We start from the raw sequence: 17,601 nt of genomic DNA, 5'->3' as shown, positions 1-17,601 counted from the left end.
GATGACGCCCGGCGACAACGGCGCGAGCACGCCCGAGGACGACGATCCGTTCGGCTACCTGTACGCCGACGGTCAGGCCAGAGGAGCCCAGCCGCCGTCCGGCGGTTACGGCTACCCGAACTCGGTCAGCAGGAGCAGCAGGGTGCGCGCGGTCGGCGAGCGCCAGTACGGCCAGCAGCAGGCCCCTTACGGCCAGCAGCAGGCCGGGTACGGCCAGTCGCAGCCCACCGTCCCGCAGCAGCAGGGCGCCTACGGCCAGGCGAACGCCCACTACCAGGCCCCGGAGACCCTCCCCGGCGGCGCCCCGGCCGGCCACCAGCCCGTGCCGCCCGCCGGCGGCCGCCGCGGCCCGAACACCAAGGGCCTGCTGATCGGCGCGATCGCGGTGGTCGCCGCGGTCGTCATAGGCATCGGCGTCGCGGTACTGAACGGCGGCTCGGACGACGACAAGACCGGCAACCAGGCAGGCGGCACGCCGTCCCAGTCCCAGAGCAGCGAGCCCAGCCCGTCGGGCAGCAATTCGGCGGCGAGCGGTGAGCTGCCGAAGACGGACGCCGCGGACAGCTCCGTACAGCTGGCAGGCGGGGCGACGAAGGCCTCGGACGTCAAGGGTGCGAAAGCAGCCGGCGGGGTCTATGTGACAGGGTTCAACAGTGTCGGCGCCTCGGTCACGTGGACTGTCAATGACGTCCAGAAAGCCGGCTCGTACCGCCTGTACGTGCATTACAGCATTCCCGGTGTGGACGCCAACGCGACGCTGACGGTCAACGGCAAACCCAACCAACAGCCGCTGGGCATGAAGAACTTCACCCATCAAGCGAAGGGTGACTTCGAGAAGGGCTGGCAGTCCACCTGGGCTCCAGTGACGTTGACCAAGGGCACCAACACGTTGGCGATCGTCTGTGGCCAGGGGAACCAGTGCAACGCCCTCATCGACCAACTGTGGGTGCAGCCGGGCTAGGACAGCGGAACGGTCCGCCGGTAGACCGGCGGACCGTCATGTTCCTGAGCACGCACATGTGAAATTCCCGCGTGCAACGGATCCCTGGTCAGGTGGATCCGTGATCGGCGGTGATCCTGTCGAACGCTTGGTCGCCTCCGCCGTCAGAGGTGTTACGCCGCGCTGACCCCGCCGGTCACCGAAATCCGCCCCCGCAGCTCCTCGTACACCGCCGCATCGAACTCCCCCGCCACCGGCGCCCGTACCGTAGCCGTCGACAACGCCACCGCGCGGGCCAGCCGCTCCGGCCAGGGGAGTTGTTCCACCAGGCCCGAGAGCAGGCCCGCCACCGCCGAGTCGCCCGCGCCCGTCGGGTTGCCGCGGACGCGGGTGGGCGGGGTGGCGTGCCAGCGGCCCTTCGGGGTGGCGGCGAGCAGGCCCTCCGGGCCGAGGGAGGCGACCACCGCGGTGGCGCCGCGGCGGCGGGCGTCCTGGGTGGCGCGCAGCGGCTCGTGGGAGCCGGTGAGTTCGGCCAGTTCGTCGGCGTTGGGCTTGATGATGTCGGGGCGGGCGGCGACACCGCGGCGCAGGGGCTCCCCGCTGGTGTCCAGGAGGACGGGGACGCCGAGGGTGCGTGCGGCTCGGACGAGGCCCGCGTACGCGCCGACCGGTACGCCCGGCGGCAGGCTGCCGGACAGGGCCACCGCCGAGGCGGCGGGCAGCAGTTCCTCGTACCGGTCCAGGAAGGTGCCCCACTCGGTGGGGGAGATCTGCGGGCCCGGCTCGTTCAACTGGGTGGTGTCGCCGCCCAGTTCGTCGACGACCGCGATCGTGCGGCGGGTCGCCCCGGCGATCGGGACCAGCGCGTCCGTCACCCCCGGCGTGTCCGCGAGCCGGTCCCGTATCGCGCGGCCGGTCGCGCCGCCCGCGAACCCGGTGGCCGTCACCTCGTGGCCGAGGGCGGCCAGCACGCGGGCCACGTTCACGCCCTTGCCGCCCGGACGCTCGATGACGTCCGTGACGCGGTGCGAGGTGTGCGGCCGCAGGGACCGTACGCGATAGGTGATGTCGAGAGCGGTGTTCAGTGTGACCGTGAGGATCACCCGGGCCGACCTCCCTCGAAGTTGGTGTGCCATCGGTTCCGGGGCCCCGATCATGCCAAACAGACGGCGGCCGGCCCAGTGCGAGGATCGGCCGCCGTCCGGCGAAGGGGGGTACGGATCAGGGCAGTTGGGGCACGACCACCCATTCACCCCGGCGCATCACGCCCTTGAGGTCGAAGTTCGCGTCCAGCAGGACCAGGTCGGCGTCCTTGCCGGGCTCCAGGGAGCCGATGTGGTCCGAGAGGCCGAGCAGCCGGGCCGGGTTGGCCGACAACGCCCTCACGGCGTCCTCCACCGGCAGCCCGTCCACGGTCACCGCCCGCTTGAACGCGCGGTCCAGGGTGAGCGTGGAGCCCGCGATCGAGCCGCCCTCCACCAGCCGGGCCACGCCCTCGCTGACCTCGACCTCCAGCGGGCCGAGCATGTAGCGGCCGTCGCCGATGCCGGCCGCGTCCATCGCGTCGGTGATGAAGGCGACCCGGGAGGCGCCCGCGTGGTGGAAGGCCAGTTGCAGGGCGGCGGGGTGGAGATGGGTGCCGTCGTTGATCAGCTCCACCGTCACCCGCTCGTCCTCCAGGAGGGCGGCGATCGGGCCGGGGGAGCGGTGGCCGAGGGTGGGCATCGCGTTGAAGAGGTGGGTGGCGACCGTGGCGCCCGCGTCGATGGCCTCGACCGTCTGCTCGTAGGTGGCGTCCGTGTGGCCGATGGCGGCGATCACGCCGTGCTCGGCGAGCAGTCGTACGGAGTCGATGCCGCCGGGCAGCTCGGTGGCGAGGGTGACCATCTTCGCCTTGCCGCGGGCCGCGTCGATCAGCTTGCGCACCTCGGCCGGCTCCGGGTCGCGCAGCAGCCCCTCGGAGTGCGCGCCCTTGCGGCACGGGGAGATGAACGGCCCCTCGAAGTGGATCCCGGCGATGTCGCCCTGCTCGGCCAGCTCGCTCAGCAGCCCCGCCTGCCGCACCAGCAGGTCCATCTCGTCGGTGACGGTGGAGGCGACGAGCGTGGTGGTGCCGTGCAGGCGGTGGGTCCGGACGGCCTTCAGCACGTCGTCCGCCGTGCCGGAGAAGGAGGCTCCGCCGCCGCCGTGGTTGTGGATGTCGACGAAGCCGGGGACAAGCCAGTGGTTTCGTACGTCGATGACCTGGGCGTTTGCCGGGGCTGTGCCGGTGATGCGGGTGCCGTCGACGATCACCTGGCCCTCTTCGACCGTTCCGGTGGGGAGGACCACGCAGGCGCCGGACAGCACGAGGGGGGTTGCGGCCGTCGCGGGCTGCGGGTGCGTCGTGGCTGGTCGCGCCCACGCGGCGGAGCCGCATGTCGAGGCGCCCCGCGCCCCTGGGTCGGCTGCCATCAGGGGGTTACCTCCGTACGGTCGGTGTGGTTGAGGAGATCCCGGGCGAGGAGCCCCGCGCCCAGGCAGCCGGCGGTGTCGCCGAGGGCGGCGGGGACGATGGACGGCAGTTTCTGGAAGGTGACCCGCTGCCGGACGGCGTCCCGCAGCGGTTGGAACAACACTTCCCCCGCCTCGGCCAGGCCGCCACCGATGATCAGGGTGCGCGGGTCCAGCAGGGTGAGCGCGGTGACCAGCCCGTCGGCGAGCGCGTCCACCGCCTCCTGCCAGACCCGGACGGCGTTCGGGTCACCGGACGCGACGGCCTTCGCGCAGTCGGCGGCGTCCGCCGAGGGGTCCCCGCAGGCCTCGGCCCAGGCCTCGCTGACCGCGGACGCGGAGGCGTACCGCTCCAGACAGCCGTGCTGTCCGCAGGGGCAGGGGGTGCCTCCGGGGCGTACGACGACATGGCCGATCTCGCCCGCGAACCCGTGTGCGCCCGCCTCCACCCGCCCGTCCAGGCCGATGGCGCCGGCGATCCCGGTGCCCAGCGGCACGAACAGGAACCGGTCGGCGCCCTTGCCCGCGCCGATCCGCCCCTCGGCGAGCCCGCCGGTGCGCACGTCGTGGCCGAGCGCCACGGGCATGCCGAGCCGCTCGGCGAGCAGGGCGCGCAGGGGTACGTCCCGCCAGCCGAGGTTGGCCGCGTAGACGGCGATGCCGTGCTCCTCGTCGACGATGCCGGGGACCGCGAGACCTGCCGCGGCGGCCGGCTCGCCGTAGCGCTCCAGGCCGTACGCGCGCAGCTCGGCCGCGAAGCCGAGGATGCTCTCGACGACCGCGTCGGGCCCGCGCTCGCGGCCGGTCGCGCGGCGGGCGCGGTGCAGCAGTACGGGGGGTGCCGGGGGCGTTCCCCCGGAAGGCACGGTGTCGGCGCCGACGAGGGCCGCCTTCATCCCGGTACCGCCCACGTCCAGGGCGATGACATGTCTCACGGGGGACAGTGTGGCCCGCGGACCCGCAAGAGGTCTAGTCCACTCACGTGGTGTAGACCTTATCTGTCCATATATTGAACGGTCAGACAGCAGGGTTGGGGCTTTGACGGTGCGTCGGCGTACGGCAGGAACGATCGCGGTGGTGTCCGCACTGGGCTTGACGGCGGTCCTCAGCGGCTGCGGGAGCACGGGGTCCTCCGATGTGACCCTGAAGCTGGTCGCCGCCGACTACGGCGACTCCGCCGCCAACAGCTCGCAGAAGTACTGGGACAAGCTGGCCAAGGCGTACGAGGCCAAGCACTCCGGGGTGAAGGTCGAGGTCAGCGTCTACTCCTGGAACGACGTCGACCGCAAGGTCAAGGAGATGGTGGACGCCGGACACGCCCCCGACCTGGCCCAGATCGGCGCCTACGCCGACTACGCCGCCGCGGGCAAGCTCTACCAGGCCTCCGACCTGCTCTCCATCCGCACCCAGGCCGACCTGCTCTCCCCGCTCGCCGACGCGGGCCAGTGGAAGCACGTCCAGTACGGCATTCCGTTCGCCGCCTCCACCCGGGTGCTCTTCTACAACAAGACCCTGTTCGCCAAGGCCGGCATCACCCCGCCCACCACCTGGAGCGAGCTGGCGGCCGATGCGAAGGCGCTCAAGGACAAGGGCGTGAAGTTCCCCTACGCGCTGCCGCTCGGCCCCGAGGAGGCCCAGGCCGAGACCATGCAGTGGCTGCTGAGCGGCGGCAACGGCTACACCGACGACATCGGCACCTACACCATCGACTCCGCGCAGAACGTCCAGACCTTCACCTGGCTCAAGGACGAGCTGGTCGGCAAGGGGCTGACCGGTCCCGTCGCCCCCGGCAAGCTCAACCGCGCGGCCGCCTTCGCCGCCTTCGCCGACGGTCAGGTCGGCATGCTCAACGGGCATCCCACGCTGATCCAGCAGGCCGGGAAGAAGGGCGTGAAGTTCGGTGCGGTCCCGATGCCGGGCCGCAGCGGCAAGGCCAAGGCCTCCATGGGCGTCGCCGACTGGATGATGGGCTTCAAGCAGAACGGGCACGCCAAGCAGGTGGGCGACTTCCTCGACTTCGTCTACGAGCAGAAGAACGTGCTGGCCTTCTCCCGCGAGTACGGGCTGCTGCCGGTCACCGGTTCCGCGTCCAACGTCATGATCGACTCGGACTCGGCCCCGGACAAGGATCTGCACCCCTTCCTGGACCAGCTGCCGACCTCCGAGCTGTACCCGGTCGGCAAGACCTCCTGGGCGGCGGTCAGCGCGGCCGTGAAGAAGGACATCGGCGAGGCGGTCGCCCCCGACGGCAACCCCTCCGGCGTCCTGACCCGCCTGCAGGCGGCGGCCACGACGGCCGACAGCGGCGCGTCCTCCACCGGCTGACCGGCTGACCGGCTGACCGGCTGACCGGCGCCGGACCGGGCTGGGCTGATCCGGGCCGGGCTGAACCGGGCTGATCCGGCCCGGCCCGGACCGGGACAGCGGGTTGTCGGTGCCCGGCGCTACGGTTGCGCACATGGAACTGGGCAGCCGTGAACAGGCCATCCTCGCGCTGGAGCGCCGCGGCTTCGCCGGGCCCGGCGCGAAGGAGCGGGCGATACGCGAGGAGCTGGGCCTGGCCCCGGTGCGCTACTACCAGCTCCTCAACGCCCTGCTGGACGACGAGCGGGCACTGGCCCTGGACCCGGTGACGGTGAACCGCCTCCGCCGAGTACGGGAAACACGCCGCTCCGAGCGCTGAGGCCCCCTGCCCGAGCCGGCCGGGCCCGCCCGAGAGACATGGCGCGAGATCGACCGGGCGGTTGCCGTGGAGCCCACCGAGTCGGTTTTCGGTTCATGGGAGCCCACCGAGTCGGGTGGTGGGTGGGCGAGGCGGGGTCCAGGGGCGGAGCCCCTGGCGGGGTCTGGGGCGGAGCCCCTGGCGGCCACTGCGGCGCCGAGCCACTGGCAAGGTTTGGGGCGCAGCTCTTGGCGGGGTCTGGGGCGGAGCCCTTGGCGGGGCCGTAGATCCGGGAGTGGCTGGGCGCCCCGCTGGATACTGTCGGTGTATGGACCTTCTGCCGACCCCGGTGACCCAGCCCGGGCGGGACGGACTGCAAGCCCTGCTCGCCAACCCCCGCACCGCAGTGATCGGCCTCGATTTCGACGGCACGCTGGCCCCGATCGTCGCCGACCCCGAGCAGGCCCGCGCCCACCCCGACGCCGTCCCCGCCCTCGCCGCCCTCGCCCCCAAGGTGGCCTCCGTCGCCGTGATCACCGGCAGACCCGCCGCGGTCGCGGTCGGGCACGGCGGCTTCGCGGGCGTACCGGGCCTGGAACACCTCGTCGTCCTCGGCCACTACGGCGCCGAGCGCTGGGACGCGGCCACCGGCACCGTCACCGCACCCCCGCCCCACCCCGGCGTGGCCGCGGTACGCGCCGAGCTGCCGGGACTCCTGGACCGCATGGGCGCCCGGCACGGCGCGTGGATCGAGGAGAAGGGCCGGGCCATCGCCGTCCACACCCGCCGCGCGGACGATCCGCAGGCCGCCTTCGAGGCCCTGCGCGAACCCCTGGCCGACCTGGCCACCCGGCACGGTCTGATCGTCGAGCCCGGCCGGCTGGTCCTCGAACTGCGCCCGCCCGGCATGGACAAGGGCGTCGCCTTCCTCGACCACGTCCGCGCCACCGGCGCCGAGTCCGTCCTCTACGCCGGCGACGACCTCGGCGACCTCCCCGCCTACGCGGCCGTCGGCGAACTCCGCTCCGACGGCACCCCCGGCCTCCTGGTCTGCAGCGGCAGCTCGGAGGTCACGGAACTGGCGGAGCGGGCGGACGTGGTGACGGAGGGCCCACAGGGAGTCGTGGCCCTGCTCCGGACCCTGGCAGCACACATGCCCTGAGGCACCCGCCCCGGCTCACATCACCGGCTCCCCGGCGACCGCGACCGGTCACCCGGCGCCGTGCCCGCGCCCGGCCCCCGGGTCCACGCACCGGTTCCCCGGCGACCGCGACCGGTCGCCCGGCGCCGTGCCCGCGCCCGCCCCCGGGTCCACGCACCGGTTCCCCGGCGACCGCGACCGGTCGCCCGGCGCCGTGCCCGCGCCCGCCCCCGGGTCCACGCACCGGTTCCCCGGCGACCGCGACCGGTCACTCGGCGCCGTGCCCGCGCCCGGCCCCCGGGTCCACGCACCGGTTCCCCGGCGACCGCGACCGGTCGCCCGGCGCCGTGCCCGCGCCCGGCCCCCGGCCCACGCCACCACCCCCCCGGCGATCACCCGTCAAGCGCCCCCAGCTGATCCAGGAACCACTGCGTGGGCGGCAACGCGGTAGCGGCAGCCGCCAGCCTCTTCGAGCGCTCCGCCCGCTCGCCCCCCGCCATGCTCAGCGCAGCGTGCAGCGCATCCGCCGTCCCCGCGATGTCGTACGGATTCACCACGATCGCGTCCTCGCCCAGCTCCTCGTACGCCCCGGCCTCCCGCGACAGCACCAGCGCGCAGCCCTCGTCCGAGACGACCGGCACCTCCTTGGCGACCAGGTTCATGCCGTCCCGGATCGGGTTGACCAGCGCCACGTCCGCGAGCCGGTACGCGGCCAGGGACCGCGCGAAGTCGTCCTTGACGTGCAGCACGACCGGTGTCCAGCCCGGCGTGCCGAAGTGCGCGTTGATCTCCTCGGCCACCCGCTGCACCTCGGCCGTGTAGTCGCGGTAGACGGCGAGGTCCTGCCGGGAGGGGTAGGCGAAGGCGAGGTGGACCACCTGTTCGCGCCACTCGGGGTGGTCCTCCAGCAGCTGCCGGTAGGCCAGCAGGCCCCGCACGATGTTCTTGGACAGTTCGGTGCGGTCCACCCGGACGACGGTCCGGCGCCCCTCGCCGATCTCGTCCCGCAGCGCGGCCATCCGTTCGGTCACGTCCGTCCGGTGCGCCCGCTCCCGCAGGAAGTCCGCGTCCGCACCGAGGCCGTGCACCCCGATCCGGGTCCCGGAGGGGATGCCCGGCCCGAGCACGGCGTGACAGCAGTCGGTGAACGCGTCGGCCCACCGCTGGGTCAGGAACGCCGCCCGGTCCGCGCCCAGGATGCCGGTCAGCAGCTCGGCCGCGATGTCGTCGGGCAGCATGCGGAAGTAGTCCGGCGGGGCCCACGGGGTGTGCGAGAAGTGGCCGATGCGCAGGTCGGGACGGAGCCGGCGGAGCATCCGGGGGGCGAGCGCCAGGTGGTAGTCCTGGATCAGCACCGCCGCGCCGTCCGCCGCCTCCTCGGCCAGCGCCTCGGCGAAGGCCCGGTTGTAGGCCTCGTACGCCGCCCACTGCCGCCGGAACTCCGCGTCGAAGACCGGCTCCAGCGGGGTCTGGTACAGCATGTGGTGGACGAACCACAGCACCGAGTTGGCGATGCCGTTGTACGCGTCGGCGAACACCGCCGCGTCGATGTCGAGCATGCGCACGCGCTGTCCGCCGGTGTCCCCGGCCGGCAGCAGCCCGCCGTCCGCGCGCCGTACCGCCTCCCGGTCGCCGTCGCCGAGCGCGGCGCACACCCAGACCGCCCGGGCGTCCGGCCCGATGGCCGACAGACCCGAGACCAGCCCGCCGCCGCCGCGTCTGGCGCGCAGCGAGCCGCTGTCGAGGACCTCGTACGAAACCGGGCCGCGGTTGGACGCGACCAGCACCTCAGCACCGTGGGTGGAAGCCATACGCCTCAACCTAGCCCGGCCCCGAAACGCTCAAACGTACGGTCTGTACCAGAAGGGGGCTGTATACAGCCGATCTCGTGCGCCCCTTCAGGCGACCCGGCGGGCCGTGTACTCCGCGATCTCCGCCATCGGCGGACGCTCCTCGGTGTCCACCGAATAGGTGCGTGGCTCAAAGCCGTCCTCGCCCCGTTCGAACTGGGTGAGGGCGGGCCGCACGAGGTGGCCGCGGGCCAGCCGCAGCTGGGCCGTGCGGTAGATCGCCGCGGCCATCCGGCCCAGGGCCTGCCCGTCCTGGTGGCGGTGCTTGCGCACGCCGACGTCCACCTGGGCGAGGGCGTCCAGGCCCACCAGGTGCAGCGCGTCCACGAGCATGCCCAGCTCCACGCCGTAGCCCACCGGGAACGGCAGCTGTTCCAGCAGGGAGCGGCGGGCCGCGTACTCGCCGCCGAGCGGCTGGACGAATCCGGCCAGCTGCGGCCAGTGCATGTTCAGCAGCGGGCGGGCCATCAGCTCGGTCACCCGGCCGCCCTGTCCGGCCGCCGCGCCGAGCGGGCGGTCGTACATGGCCTTGACCAGGTCCACGCCCGGGTCGGTGAGCAGCGGGCCGGCGATCCCGCTGACGAAGTCGGAGGAGAACTCCTTCAGGTCGGCGTCGATGAAGCAGACGATGTCCCCGCTGGTCACCAGCAGGGAGCGCCACAGGACCTCGCCCTTGCCGGGGACGGCCGGAATGCGCGGGAGGATGTCGTCGCGGTGGACGACCCGGGCGCCCGCGGCGGCGGCGAGCTCGGCGGTGCGGTCGGTGGACCCGGAGTCGACGACGACGATCTCGTCGACCAGCGGGACCTGCTGCATGAGATCGTGTCGGATGACGGCGACGATGTCGCCGACCGTCTCCTCCTCGTTGAGCGCGGGCAGCACCACGGAGACCGACTGGCCCGTGCGCTGCTTGGCCGCCAGGATCTTGTGGAGCGGGCGATCGGTCACGGACCAGGAGCGGGTGGCCAGCCAGCGCTCGACTTCTTCCAGCACAGTCAGCGGCTCCTCACGTTGTCTCGCGGTTCGGACGACTATCTCAACTGTCCTGGCCTTCGGTTACAGTCTTGAACAACGCCGGTGACCATCGCATGTCGTGGGCCGCGGGCGCCGACAACCGAATACAGCTCATCCAGAGGGGCAGAGGGATACGGCCCGATGAAGCCCCGGCAACCCTCCAGCCGGTTTCTCGTCTTCCACGCGAGGCTCCCGGCTAGGGAAGGTGCCAAATCCGTCTCGCGGCGAGATGCGTCGTGAGGAAGATGAGGAGAAAGGGCCTCGCCTCCATGGCTGTGCAGACAGTTGCCACCACCAGCACTTCCACCGTAGACCTCGGGCCGGCCGCTGCCCTGAGCTGCCGCGAGTGCGGTCACCGGGTACCGCTCGGGCCCCTGTTCGCCTGCGAGGAGTGTTTCGGTCCGCTGGAGATCGCCTACGACTTCTCCGCCTACGACACCGAAGAGCTGCGCAAGCGGATCGAAGCCGGCCCCGCGAACATCTGGCGGTACGCGCCGCTGCTGCCCGTCCCCGCCGACGTGGCCGGCAAGCCCAACATCAACCCGGGCTGGACCAAGCTCGTCAAGGCCGACAACCTCGCGCGTGAGCTGGGCGTCACCGGCGGGCTGTACGTGAAGGACGACTCCGGGAACCCGACGCACTCCTTCAAGGACCGGGTGGTCGCCCAGGCGCTGGAGGCCGCGCGTGCCTTCGGCTTCACGACGCTCTCCTGCTCCTCCACGGGCAACCTGGCCGGTGCCGTCGGCGCCGCGGCCGCCCGGGCCGGCCTGCGCTCCTGCGTGTTCATCCCGCACGACCTGGAGCAGGGCAAGGTCGTCATGGCCGCGGTCTACGGCGGCGAGCTGGTCGGCATCGAGGGCAACTACGACGACGTGAACCGTTTCTGCTCCGAGCTGATCGGCGACCCGGCCGGCGAGGGCTGGGGCTTCGTCAACGTCAACCTGCGGCCGTACTACGCGGAGGGCTCGAAGACCCTGGCGTACGAGATCTGCGAGCAGCTCGGCTGGCGGCTCCCGGACCAGATCGTGGTCCCGATCGCCTCCGGCTCCCAGCTCACGAAGATCGACAAGGGCCTGCAGGAGCTGATCAAGCTCGGGCTGGTCGAGGACCGGCCGTACAAGATCTTCGGTGCGCAGGCCGAGGGCTGCTCGCCGGTGTCGACCGCGTTCAAGGCGGGCCACGACGTGGTCCGGCCGCAGAAGCCGAACACCATCGCCAAGTCCCTCGCCATCGGCAACCCGGCCGACGGGCCGTACGTGCTGGACATCGCCCGCCGCACGGGCGGTGCGGTGGAGGACGTGACCGACGCGCAGGTCGTCGACGCGATCAAGCTGCTGGCCCGTACCGAGGGCATCTTCGCCGAGACGGCGGGCGGTGTGACGGTCGGCGTGACGAAGAAGCTGATCGAGGACGGCGTGCTGGACCCGTCGCTCACCACGGTCGTCCTCAACACCGGCGACGGCCTCAAGACCCTCGACGCGGTGGCCGGCACGGGTCTCACCGCCACCATCCGCCCGACCCTGGACTCCTTCCGAGAGGCTGGCCTCGCATGAGCGTGACCGTTCGCATCCCCACCATCCTGCGCACCTACACCGGCGGCCGGGCCGAGGTCGCAGCCGACGGGGCGACCCTCGCCGAGGTCATCTCGGACCTGGAGAAGAACCACACGGGGATCGCCGCCCGGGTCCTGGACGACCAGGGCAAGCTGCGTCGTTTCGTCAATGTGTATGTCAATGACGACGACGTGCGCTTTGAGCAGGGCCTGGAGACGGTGACCCCCGACGGGGCCGGCGTCTCCATCATTCCGGCCGTTGCCGGCGGATGACCGAATGACCGATCATTACCTTCGGTAACCTCGGCTACCGATTGTTCACTGAATGGCCCCCTCCGTGAGAGAAACGGAGGGGGCCATTCAGTGTGATTGAGCGCGGTACAGTTGGGGAACGCGTTCCGGACCTGCGGGTCGCAGGCCCCGGATTTCACGCCGCGCGCCCGACAAGAAGTAGCCAAAGTAGGCGGGCTGTATGCGGCTTTTGCTCCCCTTTGCGTAGCCCGACTTGCCCTGAATTCAGCCGAATTTTAGGCAGATTCCGGACCGGGCTCGTCCAGAATTCTCGTCCGATTGACCTGTTGCAGACGGCAGTTGGACAGATACATTCAGCCGCGGTCGACGCGTTCCGGCGCACGCCCCCGACCAATGGGGGGTGAGGTCTGACCCGGGTCCGCGAAGTGTGGATCTGTGCAAGGGCCAGTAATAGGGGAGTTAGGCATGGCTCAGGGCACCGTCAAGTGGTTCAACGCGGAGAAGGGGTACGGCTTCATCGCGGTCGACGGTGGTGCGGACGTCTTCGTCCATTACAGCGCCATTCAGATGGACGGCTACCGCACCCTGGAAGAGGGCCAGCGGGTGGAGTTCGAGATCTCGCAGGGCCAGAAGGGCCCGCAGGCCGACATGGTTCGCCTCAGCGCCTGAACGTTTCTTGTGACGAAGGGCCCGCACCGGCACAGGGTGCGGGCCCTTCGTCGTGCCCGCCCGGTGTCCCTGCGGTGCCTGCACGGCGTCTGTCCTGCGTCCGCCCGGCGTCCGTCCTGCGTCCGACGGGCGTCCGTCCGGCGTCCGACCGGCGTCTGTCCTGCGTCCGACGGGCGTCCGTCCGGCGTCCGACCGGTGTGCACCCGGTGTTCGCCCGTGTTCGCCGGGGGCTGAGTACCCCCGCTGTACCCCGTGAGGCGCTTGCACTCGACCATGCCGAGTGCTAATCATTGCGTTAGCACTCTGAAGGTGAGAGTGACAACGAAGGACCGGGTCGGTGAGGCCCGCAGGCCGGGTGGGGCAAGGAACCACATGGCATGCGAGCCGTCCGTCGCGGGCGCGGGCGCGGTCCGAAGGAATCACCCCCAGTCCTGGAGGGACCACTTCACATGGCCAAGATCATCGCGTTCGACGAGGAGGCGCGGCGCGGCCTCGAGCGCGGCATGAACCAGCTCGCGGACGCCGTGAAGGTGACGCTCGGCCCCAAGGGCCGCAACGTCGTCCTCGAGAAGAAGTGGGGCGCCCCCACGATCACCAACGATGGTGTCTCCATCGCCAAGGAGATCGAGCTCGAGGACCCGTACGAGAAGATCGGCGCCGAGCTGGTCAAGGAAGTCGCCAAGAAGACGGACGACGTAGCCGGTGACGGCACGACGACCGCGACTGTCCTGGCCCAGGCCCTGGTCAAGGAAGGCCTGCGCAACGTCGCCGCCGGTGCCAACCCGATGGCCCTGAAGCGCGGTATCGAGAAGGCCGTCGAGGCCGTCTCCGCCGCCCTGCTGGAGCAGGCGAAGGACGTGGAGACCAAGGAGCAGATCGCCTCCACCGCGTCCATCTCCGCCGCCGACACCCAGATCGGCGAGCTGATCGCCGAGGCCATGGACAAGGTCGGCAAGGAAGGCGTCATCACCGTCGAGGAGAGCAACACCTTCGGTCTTGAGCTCGAGCTCACCGAGGGCATGCGCTTCGACAAGGGCTACATCTCCGCCTACTTCGCGACCGACATGGAGCGCATGGAGGCGTCGCTCGAGGACCCGTACATCCTCATCGCGAACTCCAAGATCTCCTCGGTCAAGGACCTGCTCCCGCTCCTGGAGAAGGTCATGCAGTCGGGCAAGCCGCTGCTGATCATCGCCGAGGACGTCGAGGGCGAGGCCCTGTCGACCCTGGTCGTCAACAAGATCCGCGGCACCTTCAAGTCCGTCGCCGTCAAGGCCCCGGGCTTCGGTGACCGCCGCAAGGCCATGCTCGGCGACATCGCCATCCTCACGGGCGGCGAGGTCATCTCCGAGGAGGTCGGCCTCAAGCTGGAGAACGCGACCCTGGACCTCCTGGGCCGCGCCCGCAAGGTCGTCATCACCAAGGACGAGACCACCATCGTCGACGGTGCCGGCTCCTCGGACCAGGTCGGCGGCCGGGTCAACCAGATCCGCGCCGAGATCGAGAACAGCGACTCGGACTACGACCGCGAGAAGCTGCAGGAGCGCCTGGCGAAGCTCGCCGGCGGTGTCGCGGTCATCAAGGCCGGTGCCGCCACCGAGGTGGAGCTCAAGGAGCGCAAGCACCGCATCGAGGACGCCGTCCGCAACGCCAAGGCCGCCGTCGAGGAGGGCATCGTCGCCGGTGGTGGCGTGGCCCTGCTCCAGGCTTCCTCGGTCTTCGAGAAGCTGGACCTGGAGGGTGACGAGGCGACCGGCGCCAACGCCGTGAAGCTCGCCCTGGAGGCCCCGCTGAAGCAGATCGCCGTCAACGGTGGTCTCGAGGGTGGCGTCGTCGTGGAGAAGGTGCGCAACCTGGCCGTCGGCCACGGTCTGAACGCCGCCACCGGCGAGTACGTCGACATGATCGCCGAGGGCATCATCGACCCGGCGAAGGTGACCCGCTCTGCCCTGCAGAACGCCGCCTCCATCGCCGCGCTGTTCCTCACCACCGAGGCCGTCATCGCCGACAAGCCGGAGAAGGCCGCCGCGGCCGCTCCGGGCGGCATGCCGGGCGGTGACATGGACTTCTGATCGACCTGACGGTTGATCGCCTGTCCTTCCGTTCCGAGGGCGGTGCTCCCATGCTTCTGGCTGGGGGTGCCGCCCTTGGGCGTTTTCAGTCGGCGTAGCGCTTGAGCGGTTCGGTGTCGAGGGTGATGGCCACCGGGGGCGGGAGTTCGACGGTGGCACCCCAGGGGTAGGACGGGGACTGCTGGTAGCGGCCGTCCTTGGGCTCGCTGTAGACGACGACGGTGTTGTTGTCGCGGTCGATGAGGAGGTAGACGGGGATCTCGGCTTCGGCGTAGCCGATGGGCTTGTCGACGCGGTCGCGCTGGTCGGTGTCGCGGTCGTGGGAGGTGATTTCCACGGCCATCAAGGCACCGTCGGGAATCGACCACTCGCCGTCCTCGGCGAAGTGATCCACGGGTGCCAGGAAACCGTCCGTGCGGGCGCGCCCCTTGCGGTAGGCCTCGGCCTTCACTCCCCGCTCCGGTGCGAGGTCCAGCTCCGGGCGCTGTTGCATGCACTGACGTAGCAGCCACATGAAGATCGACGTGTGCTTGCCGTCCGGCACTGCTTTGACCTCTACTTTTCCGTTCATGTACTCAAGCCGCACAGTTTCAGGGGCCACCGCGGCCAGCTCCTCGAACTCCTCGACGTCGAGCGGCCCGTGTCGTACGCACAGGCGCCCGCCAAGGAACTCCAGCCGGTTCCTCAGCTCCCGGGGAGCCCTGCGTACAAGCTCTTCGAAGTCCTCGACGGACATCTGCGGGCGTTCTTCGGTGTCAGGGGTCATGGCATTGCCTCCTCCCTTCCATCGTGCCCCTGAGTGGTCATGTCGGACCGTGGATGCCGTCATACGGGTGCCCTTTCCGGTCGTTTGAGAGACATCGCAGCGCGGATCTCGGCTGCGTGGATCTGGACTGCTGAAGCCGGCAGGGGCGTACGGGGGTGCGCGGGAGCGCGCTCACCCCGGCAGCCGGCGCACACGCCTCCCGGCAGTGCTTCCGGACGCCCCGGTACTCCGCACTCCGCGCATTCCAGGAACCGGCGGGGCGGGCGTGGTGCCGGTGGTTCCGGCGGGAGTTTGTCGGTCAGCCTGCGGCGGAGCAGGGCCGCCGGGCTGTGGACGGGCGTGGGCAGACCTGCGGTCAGCGCGGCCAGGAGGATCTCCTCGGTGGCCCCGCGTGCGAACCACTCCTCCGCCAGCGGGGCGAGCGCGGCGCAGTCGGCGGCGGACAGGGACAGCACCGGGGCCGTACGACCCAGCGCGGCGAGGAGGACGTGGGCGCGGGAGCGGGTGGGGCCGGGCCGTTCGGGTGGGTCCTCCGGTACGTCGCCGCGTGTGAACGCCGCCCACCAGCCGTCGTCACGCGCAGTACGGGACCACCACGATCGGGTGATCCAGCGCGAGCCGCCCGAGCCGGTCTCCAGCCGTTCCCGTCCTCGCCGTAAGTGCCCTGCCCGCTGGAGGGCGTTGAGGGCCGTACGTAAGGCGCACTGGCCGTACGGGAGCGTCTTGGCCAGCGTCTTCACGGAGATGTCGGCGCCGTCGGGGAGGCGGTCGACGTACGCGGCGATGGCGGCTTCGCGGGGCGGTAAGTATGCGAAGTCATGGTTGGTGCGGGGGAGTTGATCAGGTGCCGAGCGCTTGCCGTAACCCGGATTGGCCATCGGGTGCGGGGACACGTGCGCGGACAGGGGGGCAGCACTAAACTTGGCGTCAGCCATGGATCGACTTGCCTTCGATCTCGTTGGTCAAGCCCCCGCAGGTGTTGGCGCACCTGGCGGGGGCTGTTCGTTATGCGGGACGCTAGACGACCGTCACCGTGCGTGGCAAGCCGAACGCGTCAAGTCAACTCGCCGGGTGGGAGGGTGGGTTGAGGCCCTCCACCCACTCCTTGAAAAGAGGGCTCGGGGCTCGAAGCCCGAGGCTCAGGCGCCGAGGTTCCTGAGGTTTTCGACGAACGCCGACCAGGCCTCCGCCCGGAACACGAGCTTCGGGCCGAGGGGGGTCTTGGAGTCGCGGACGGGGATGACGGCAGGGAAGTCGACGGTGACTTCCAGGCAATCGCCGCCACTTCCCCCGCTGTAGCTGGACTTGCACCAAGTGGCTGCGTCGTAGTCAGGAATGCTCGTCATGCTCGTAATCCTGCGCCACTGTCTCCAGCAGGGCCAGGGACTTCTCCGGCGAGAGCGCGGAGGCAACCAGGAGATCGAACGTGAACCTCAGCCGGGCGACCGTAGCTGGGTCATCCTCCAGCCGACCCGTACCGACCCCTTCGAAGTAGACCAGCGGAGGGGCGTCCTTGAAGTCCATGAGCTTGATGGCGCCCTCCAGCGCCGGATGGGCCCCGGCTTCGAAAGGGAGCACCTGCACGATGGCTCGGTTCCGAAGGACCACGCCGATGATGTGGTGCAGGGCATCGATCATCACCGCACGCCCTCCCGTCGCCCTGCGCAGTGCGGCTTCGTCAATCACCGCCCAAAACAACGGCTCTGTTGGATCGTCGAGGATTCTCGCCCGCTCCATCCGGTGTGCCACCAACTCGGCGTTCGCCTCATCCGGAGCCGTCGGCTGATAGGCGCGGGACACAGCATGTGCGTACCTGGGCGTCTGGAGCAGGCCAGGGATGAGAAGCGGTGTGTATTGCCTGATGGCCGTAGCGGCAGCCTCCGCCTCCGCCGCCTCCGCGAAGTGCTCCGGATACTTCGACTTGGCTGCCGCCGCGCAGTTCCGCTGGAAAAAGTCCTCCATCCCAAGTACTTCGTCCAACAACCGCGCGTACTCCAACTGCATCCGCCGCGTCCCCGCCTCCAGCTGCCCGACGAACGACCCGCTGACGAACAGCCGTCGGCCCAGTTCCTCCTGGCTCAGCCCGGCCTTCTCGCGGGCGTGCCGTAACTCCGCGCCGAGCAGGGCCCGCGGCGATGACGACGGGTCGAGGTCCTTCGGTCCTGCCATGGGCAACTCCCTGTCACGCAC

General features: G+C 70.7%; 17 protein-coding genes and 1 riboswitch. Of the genes, 8 read left to right on the top strand and 9 right to left on the bottom strand.

What is annotated here, in order from left to right; genetic code table 11:
• Nucleotide 1: 1 nt before the first annotated feature.
• Nucleotides 2–961, top strand: a complete 960-nt coding sequence (locus ACZ7P3_RS24335) for a carbohydrate-binding protein (protein ID WP_472084986.1) — start codon at nucleotides 2–4, stop codon at nucleotides 959–961.
• A gap of 152 nt (nucleotides 962–1,113) precedes the next feature.
• On the opposite strand, the gene ACZ7P3_RS24330 is transcribed toward ACZ7P3_RS24335, so the two are convergent.
• The 3 genes from ACZ7P3_RS24330 to ACZ7P3_RS24320 all read right to left on the bottom strand — a co-directional run bounded on the left by ACZ7P3_RS24330 (nucleotide 1,114) and on the right by ACZ7P3_RS24320 (nucleotide 4,368).
• Complete coding sequence (locus ACZ7P3_RS24330; RefSeq protein WP_472084984.1) at nucleotides 1,114–2,043, bottom strand: 1-phosphofructokinase family hexose kinase; 930 nt, start codon at nucleotides 2,041–2,043, stop codon at nucleotides 1,114–1,116.
• A gap of 118 nt (nucleotides 2,044–2,161) precedes the next feature.
• Nucleotides 2,162–3,394, bottom strand: coding sequence for an N-acetylglucosamine-6-phosphate deacetylase (nagA, locus tag ACZ7P3_RS24325; protein WP_472084982.1), 1,233 nt, complete (start codon nucleotides 3,392–3,394; stop codon nucleotides 2,162–2,164).
• Nucleotides 3,394–4,368 (bottom strand): ROK family protein, encoded by a 975-nt coding sequence (locus tag ACZ7P3_RS24320; protein WP_472084980.1) that lies wholly within the window; start codon nucleotides 4,366–4,368, stop codon nucleotides 3,394–3,396. Before ACZ7P3_RS24320 ends, nagA begins: the two co-directional genes overlap by 1 nt.
• A 109-nt stretch (nucleotides 4,369–4,477) precedes the next feature.
• Between ACZ7P3_RS24320 and ACZ7P3_RS24315 the strand changes: the two genes are divergently transcribed.
• From ACZ7P3_RS24315 to otsB, 3 genes are all read left to right on the top strand, one after another.
• Entirely contained in the window at nucleotides 4,478–5,758 is a 1,281-nt protein-coding gene (locus ACZ7P3_RS24315) for an extracellular solute-binding protein (protein WP_472085237.1), read from the top strand.
• Nucleotides 5,759–5,891: 133 nt separating this feature from the next.
• Nucleotides 5,892–6,116: a DUF3263 domain-containing protein gene (locus ACZ7P3_RS24310; RefSeq protein WP_472084978.1), complete on the top strand. Its 225-nt coding sequence runs from the start codon at nucleotides 5,892–5,894 to the stop codon at nucleotides 6,114–6,116.
• 307 nt (nucleotides 6,117–6,423) lie between these two features.
• Entirely contained in the window at nucleotides 6,424–7,257 is an 834-nt protein-coding gene (gene otsB / locus ACZ7P3_RS24305) for a trehalose-phosphatase (protein WP_472084976.1), read from the top strand.
• Nucleotides 7,258–7,628: 371 nt separating this feature from the next.
• On the opposite strand, the gene ACZ7P3_RS24300 is transcribed toward otsB, so the two are convergent.
• Nucleotides 7,629–9,047, bottom strand: a complete 1,419-nt coding sequence (locus ACZ7P3_RS24300) for an alpha,alpha-trehalose-phosphate synthase (UDP-forming) (RefSeq protein ID WP_472084974.1) — start codon at nucleotides 9,045–9,047, stop codon at nucleotides 7,629–7,631.
• 87 nt (nucleotides 9,048–9,134) lie between these two features.
• A complete protein-coding gene (locus ACZ7P3_RS24295) occupies nucleotides 9,135–10,079 on the bottom strand; it encodes a glucosyl-3-phosphoglycerate synthase (RefSeq protein ID WP_472084972.1) in 945 nt (314 codons plus the stop codon).
• A 129-nt stretch (nucleotides 10,080–10,208) separates the two neighbouring features.
• Nucleotides 10,209–10,352: riboswitch (SAM riboswitch) on the top strand.
• A gap of 17 nt (nucleotides 10,353–10,369) precedes the next feature.
• Between ACZ7P3_RS24295 and thrC the strand changes: the two genes are divergently transcribed.
• The 4 genes from thrC to groL all read left to right on the top strand — a co-directional run bounded on the left by thrC (nucleotide 10,370) and on the right by groL (nucleotide 14,645).
• Nucleotides 10,370–11,653 carry a threonine synthase gene (thrC, locus tag ACZ7P3_RS24290; protein WP_472084970.1) on the top strand — a complete coding sequence of 428 codons (1,284 nt, stop codon included), beginning with the start codon at nucleotides 10,370–10,372 and terminating at the stop codon, nucleotides 11,651–11,653.
• Nucleotides 11,650–11,925: a MoaD/ThiS family protein gene (locus ACZ7P3_RS24285; protein ID WP_472084968.1), complete on the top strand. Its 276-nt coding sequence runs from the start codon at nucleotides 11,650–11,652 to the stop codon at nucleotides 11,923–11,925. The genes thrC and ACZ7P3_RS24285 overlap by 4 nt, the downstream gene beginning before the upstream one ends.
• Nucleotides 11,926–12,369: 444 nt before the next feature.
• On the top strand, nucleotides 12,370–12,573 hold the full coding sequence (locus tag ACZ7P3_RS24280) for a cold-shock protein (protein WP_004929928.1): 204 nt from the start codon (nucleotides 12,370–12,372) through the stop codon (nucleotides 12,571–12,573).
• A 449-nt stretch (nucleotides 12,574–13,022) separates the two neighbouring features.
• The gene (gene groL / locus ACZ7P3_RS24275; protein ID WP_472084966.1) at nucleotides 13,023–14,645 is read left to right on the top strand and encodes a chaperonin GroEL; all 1,623 of its coding nucleotides are present in this window, start codon (nucleotides 13,023–13,025) and stop codon (nucleotides 14,643–14,645) included.
• A gap of 85 nt (nucleotides 14,646–14,730) precedes the next feature.
• Here groL and ACZ7P3_RS24270 read toward each other — a convergent pair whose 3' ends face one another.
• The 4 genes from ACZ7P3_RS24270 to ACZ7P3_RS24255 form a co-directional block, all read right to left on the bottom strand.
• Entirely contained in the window at nucleotides 14,731–15,411 is a 681-nt protein-coding gene (locus ACZ7P3_RS24270; protein ID WP_472084964.1) for a Uma2 family endonuclease, read from the bottom strand.
• A 59-nt stretch (nucleotides 15,412–15,470) separates the two neighbouring features.
• Complete coding sequence (locus ACZ7P3_RS24265; RefSeq protein ID WP_472084962.1) at nucleotides 15,471–16,289, bottom strand: hypothetical protein; 819 nt, start codon at nucleotides 16,287–16,289, stop codon at nucleotides 15,471–15,473.
• 261 nt (nucleotides 16,290–16,550) lie between these two features.
• Nucleotides 16,551–16,757: a DUF397 domain-containing protein gene (locus ACZ7P3_RS24260; protein ID WP_472084960.1), complete on the bottom strand. Its 207-nt coding sequence runs from the start codon at nucleotides 16,755–16,757 to the stop codon at nucleotides 16,551–16,553.
• A complete protein-coding gene (locus tag ACZ7P3_RS24255) occupies nucleotides 16,741–17,580 on the bottom strand; it encodes a helix-turn-helix domain-containing protein (RefSeq protein WP_472084958.1) in 840 nt (279 codons plus the stop codon). The genes ACZ7P3_RS24260 and ACZ7P3_RS24255 overlap by 17 nt, the downstream gene beginning before the upstream one ends.
• Nucleotides 17,581–17,601 lie beyond the last annotated feature (21 nt).

The organism is Streptomyces sp. NPDC107581 (assembly GCF_055657175.1).
Note: the sequence above shows the minus strand (reverse complement) of the source record. Positions and strands in the feature narration are given on the sequence as shown.

What these genes read in the sequence shown, in the direction of transcription:
- thrC (WP_472084970.1), top strand. Translation starts at nt 10,370, where the DNA reads ATGGCTGTGCAGACAGTTGCCACCACCAGCACTTCCACCGTAGACCTC.
- ACZ7P3_RS24310 (WP_472084978.1), top strand. Translation starts at nt 5,892, where the DNA reads ATGGAACTGGGCAGCCGTGAACAGGCCATCCTCGCGCTGGAGCGCCGC.
- groL (WP_472084966.1), top strand. Translation starts at nt 13,023, where the DNA reads ATGGCCAAGATCATCGCGTTCGACGAGGAGGCGCGGCGCGGCCTCGAG.
- ACZ7P3_RS24280 (WP_004929928.1), top strand. Translation starts at nt 12,370, where the DNA reads ATGGCTCAGGGCACCGTCAAGTGGTTCAACGCGGAGAAGGGGTACGGC.
- nagA (WP_472084982.1), bottom strand. Translation starts at nt 3,394, where the DNA reads ATGGCAGCCGACCCAGGGGCGCGGGGCGCCTCGACATGCGGCTCCGCC.
- ACZ7P3_RS24285 (WP_472084968.1), top strand. Translation starts at nt 11,650, where the DNA reads ATGAGCGTGACCGTTCGCATCCCCACCATCCTGCGCACCTACACCGGC.
- ACZ7P3_RS24265 (WP_472084962.1), bottom strand. Translation starts at nt 16,289, where the DNA reads ATGGCCAATCCGGGTTACGGCAAGCGCTCGGCACCTGATCAACTCCCC.
- otsB (WP_472084976.1), top strand. Translation starts at nt 6,424, where the DNA reads ATGGACCTTCTGCCGACCCCGGTGACCCAGCCCGGGCGGGACGGACTG.
- ACZ7P3_RS24300 (WP_472084974.1), bottom strand. Translation starts at nt 9,047, where the DNA reads ATGGCTTCCACCCACGGTGCTGAGGTGCTGGTCGCGTCCAACCGCGGC.
- ACZ7P3_RS24335 (WP_472084986.1), top strand. Translation starts at nt 2, where the DNA reads ATGACGCCCGGCGACAACGGCGCGAGCACGCCCGAGGACGACGATCCG.
- ACZ7P3_RS24260 (WP_472084960.1), bottom strand. Translation starts at nt 16,757, where the DNA reads ATGACGAGCATTCCTGACTACGACGCAGCCACTTGGTGCAAGTCCAGC.
- ACZ7P3_RS24255 (WP_472084958.1), bottom strand. Translation starts at nt 17,580, where the DNA reads ATGGCAGGACCGAAGGACCTCGACCCGTCGTCATCGCCGCGGGCCCTG.
- ACZ7P3_RS24270 (WP_472084964.1), bottom strand. Translation starts at nt 15,411, where the DNA reads ATGACCCCTGACACCGAAGAACGCCCGCAGATGTCCGTCGAGGACTTC.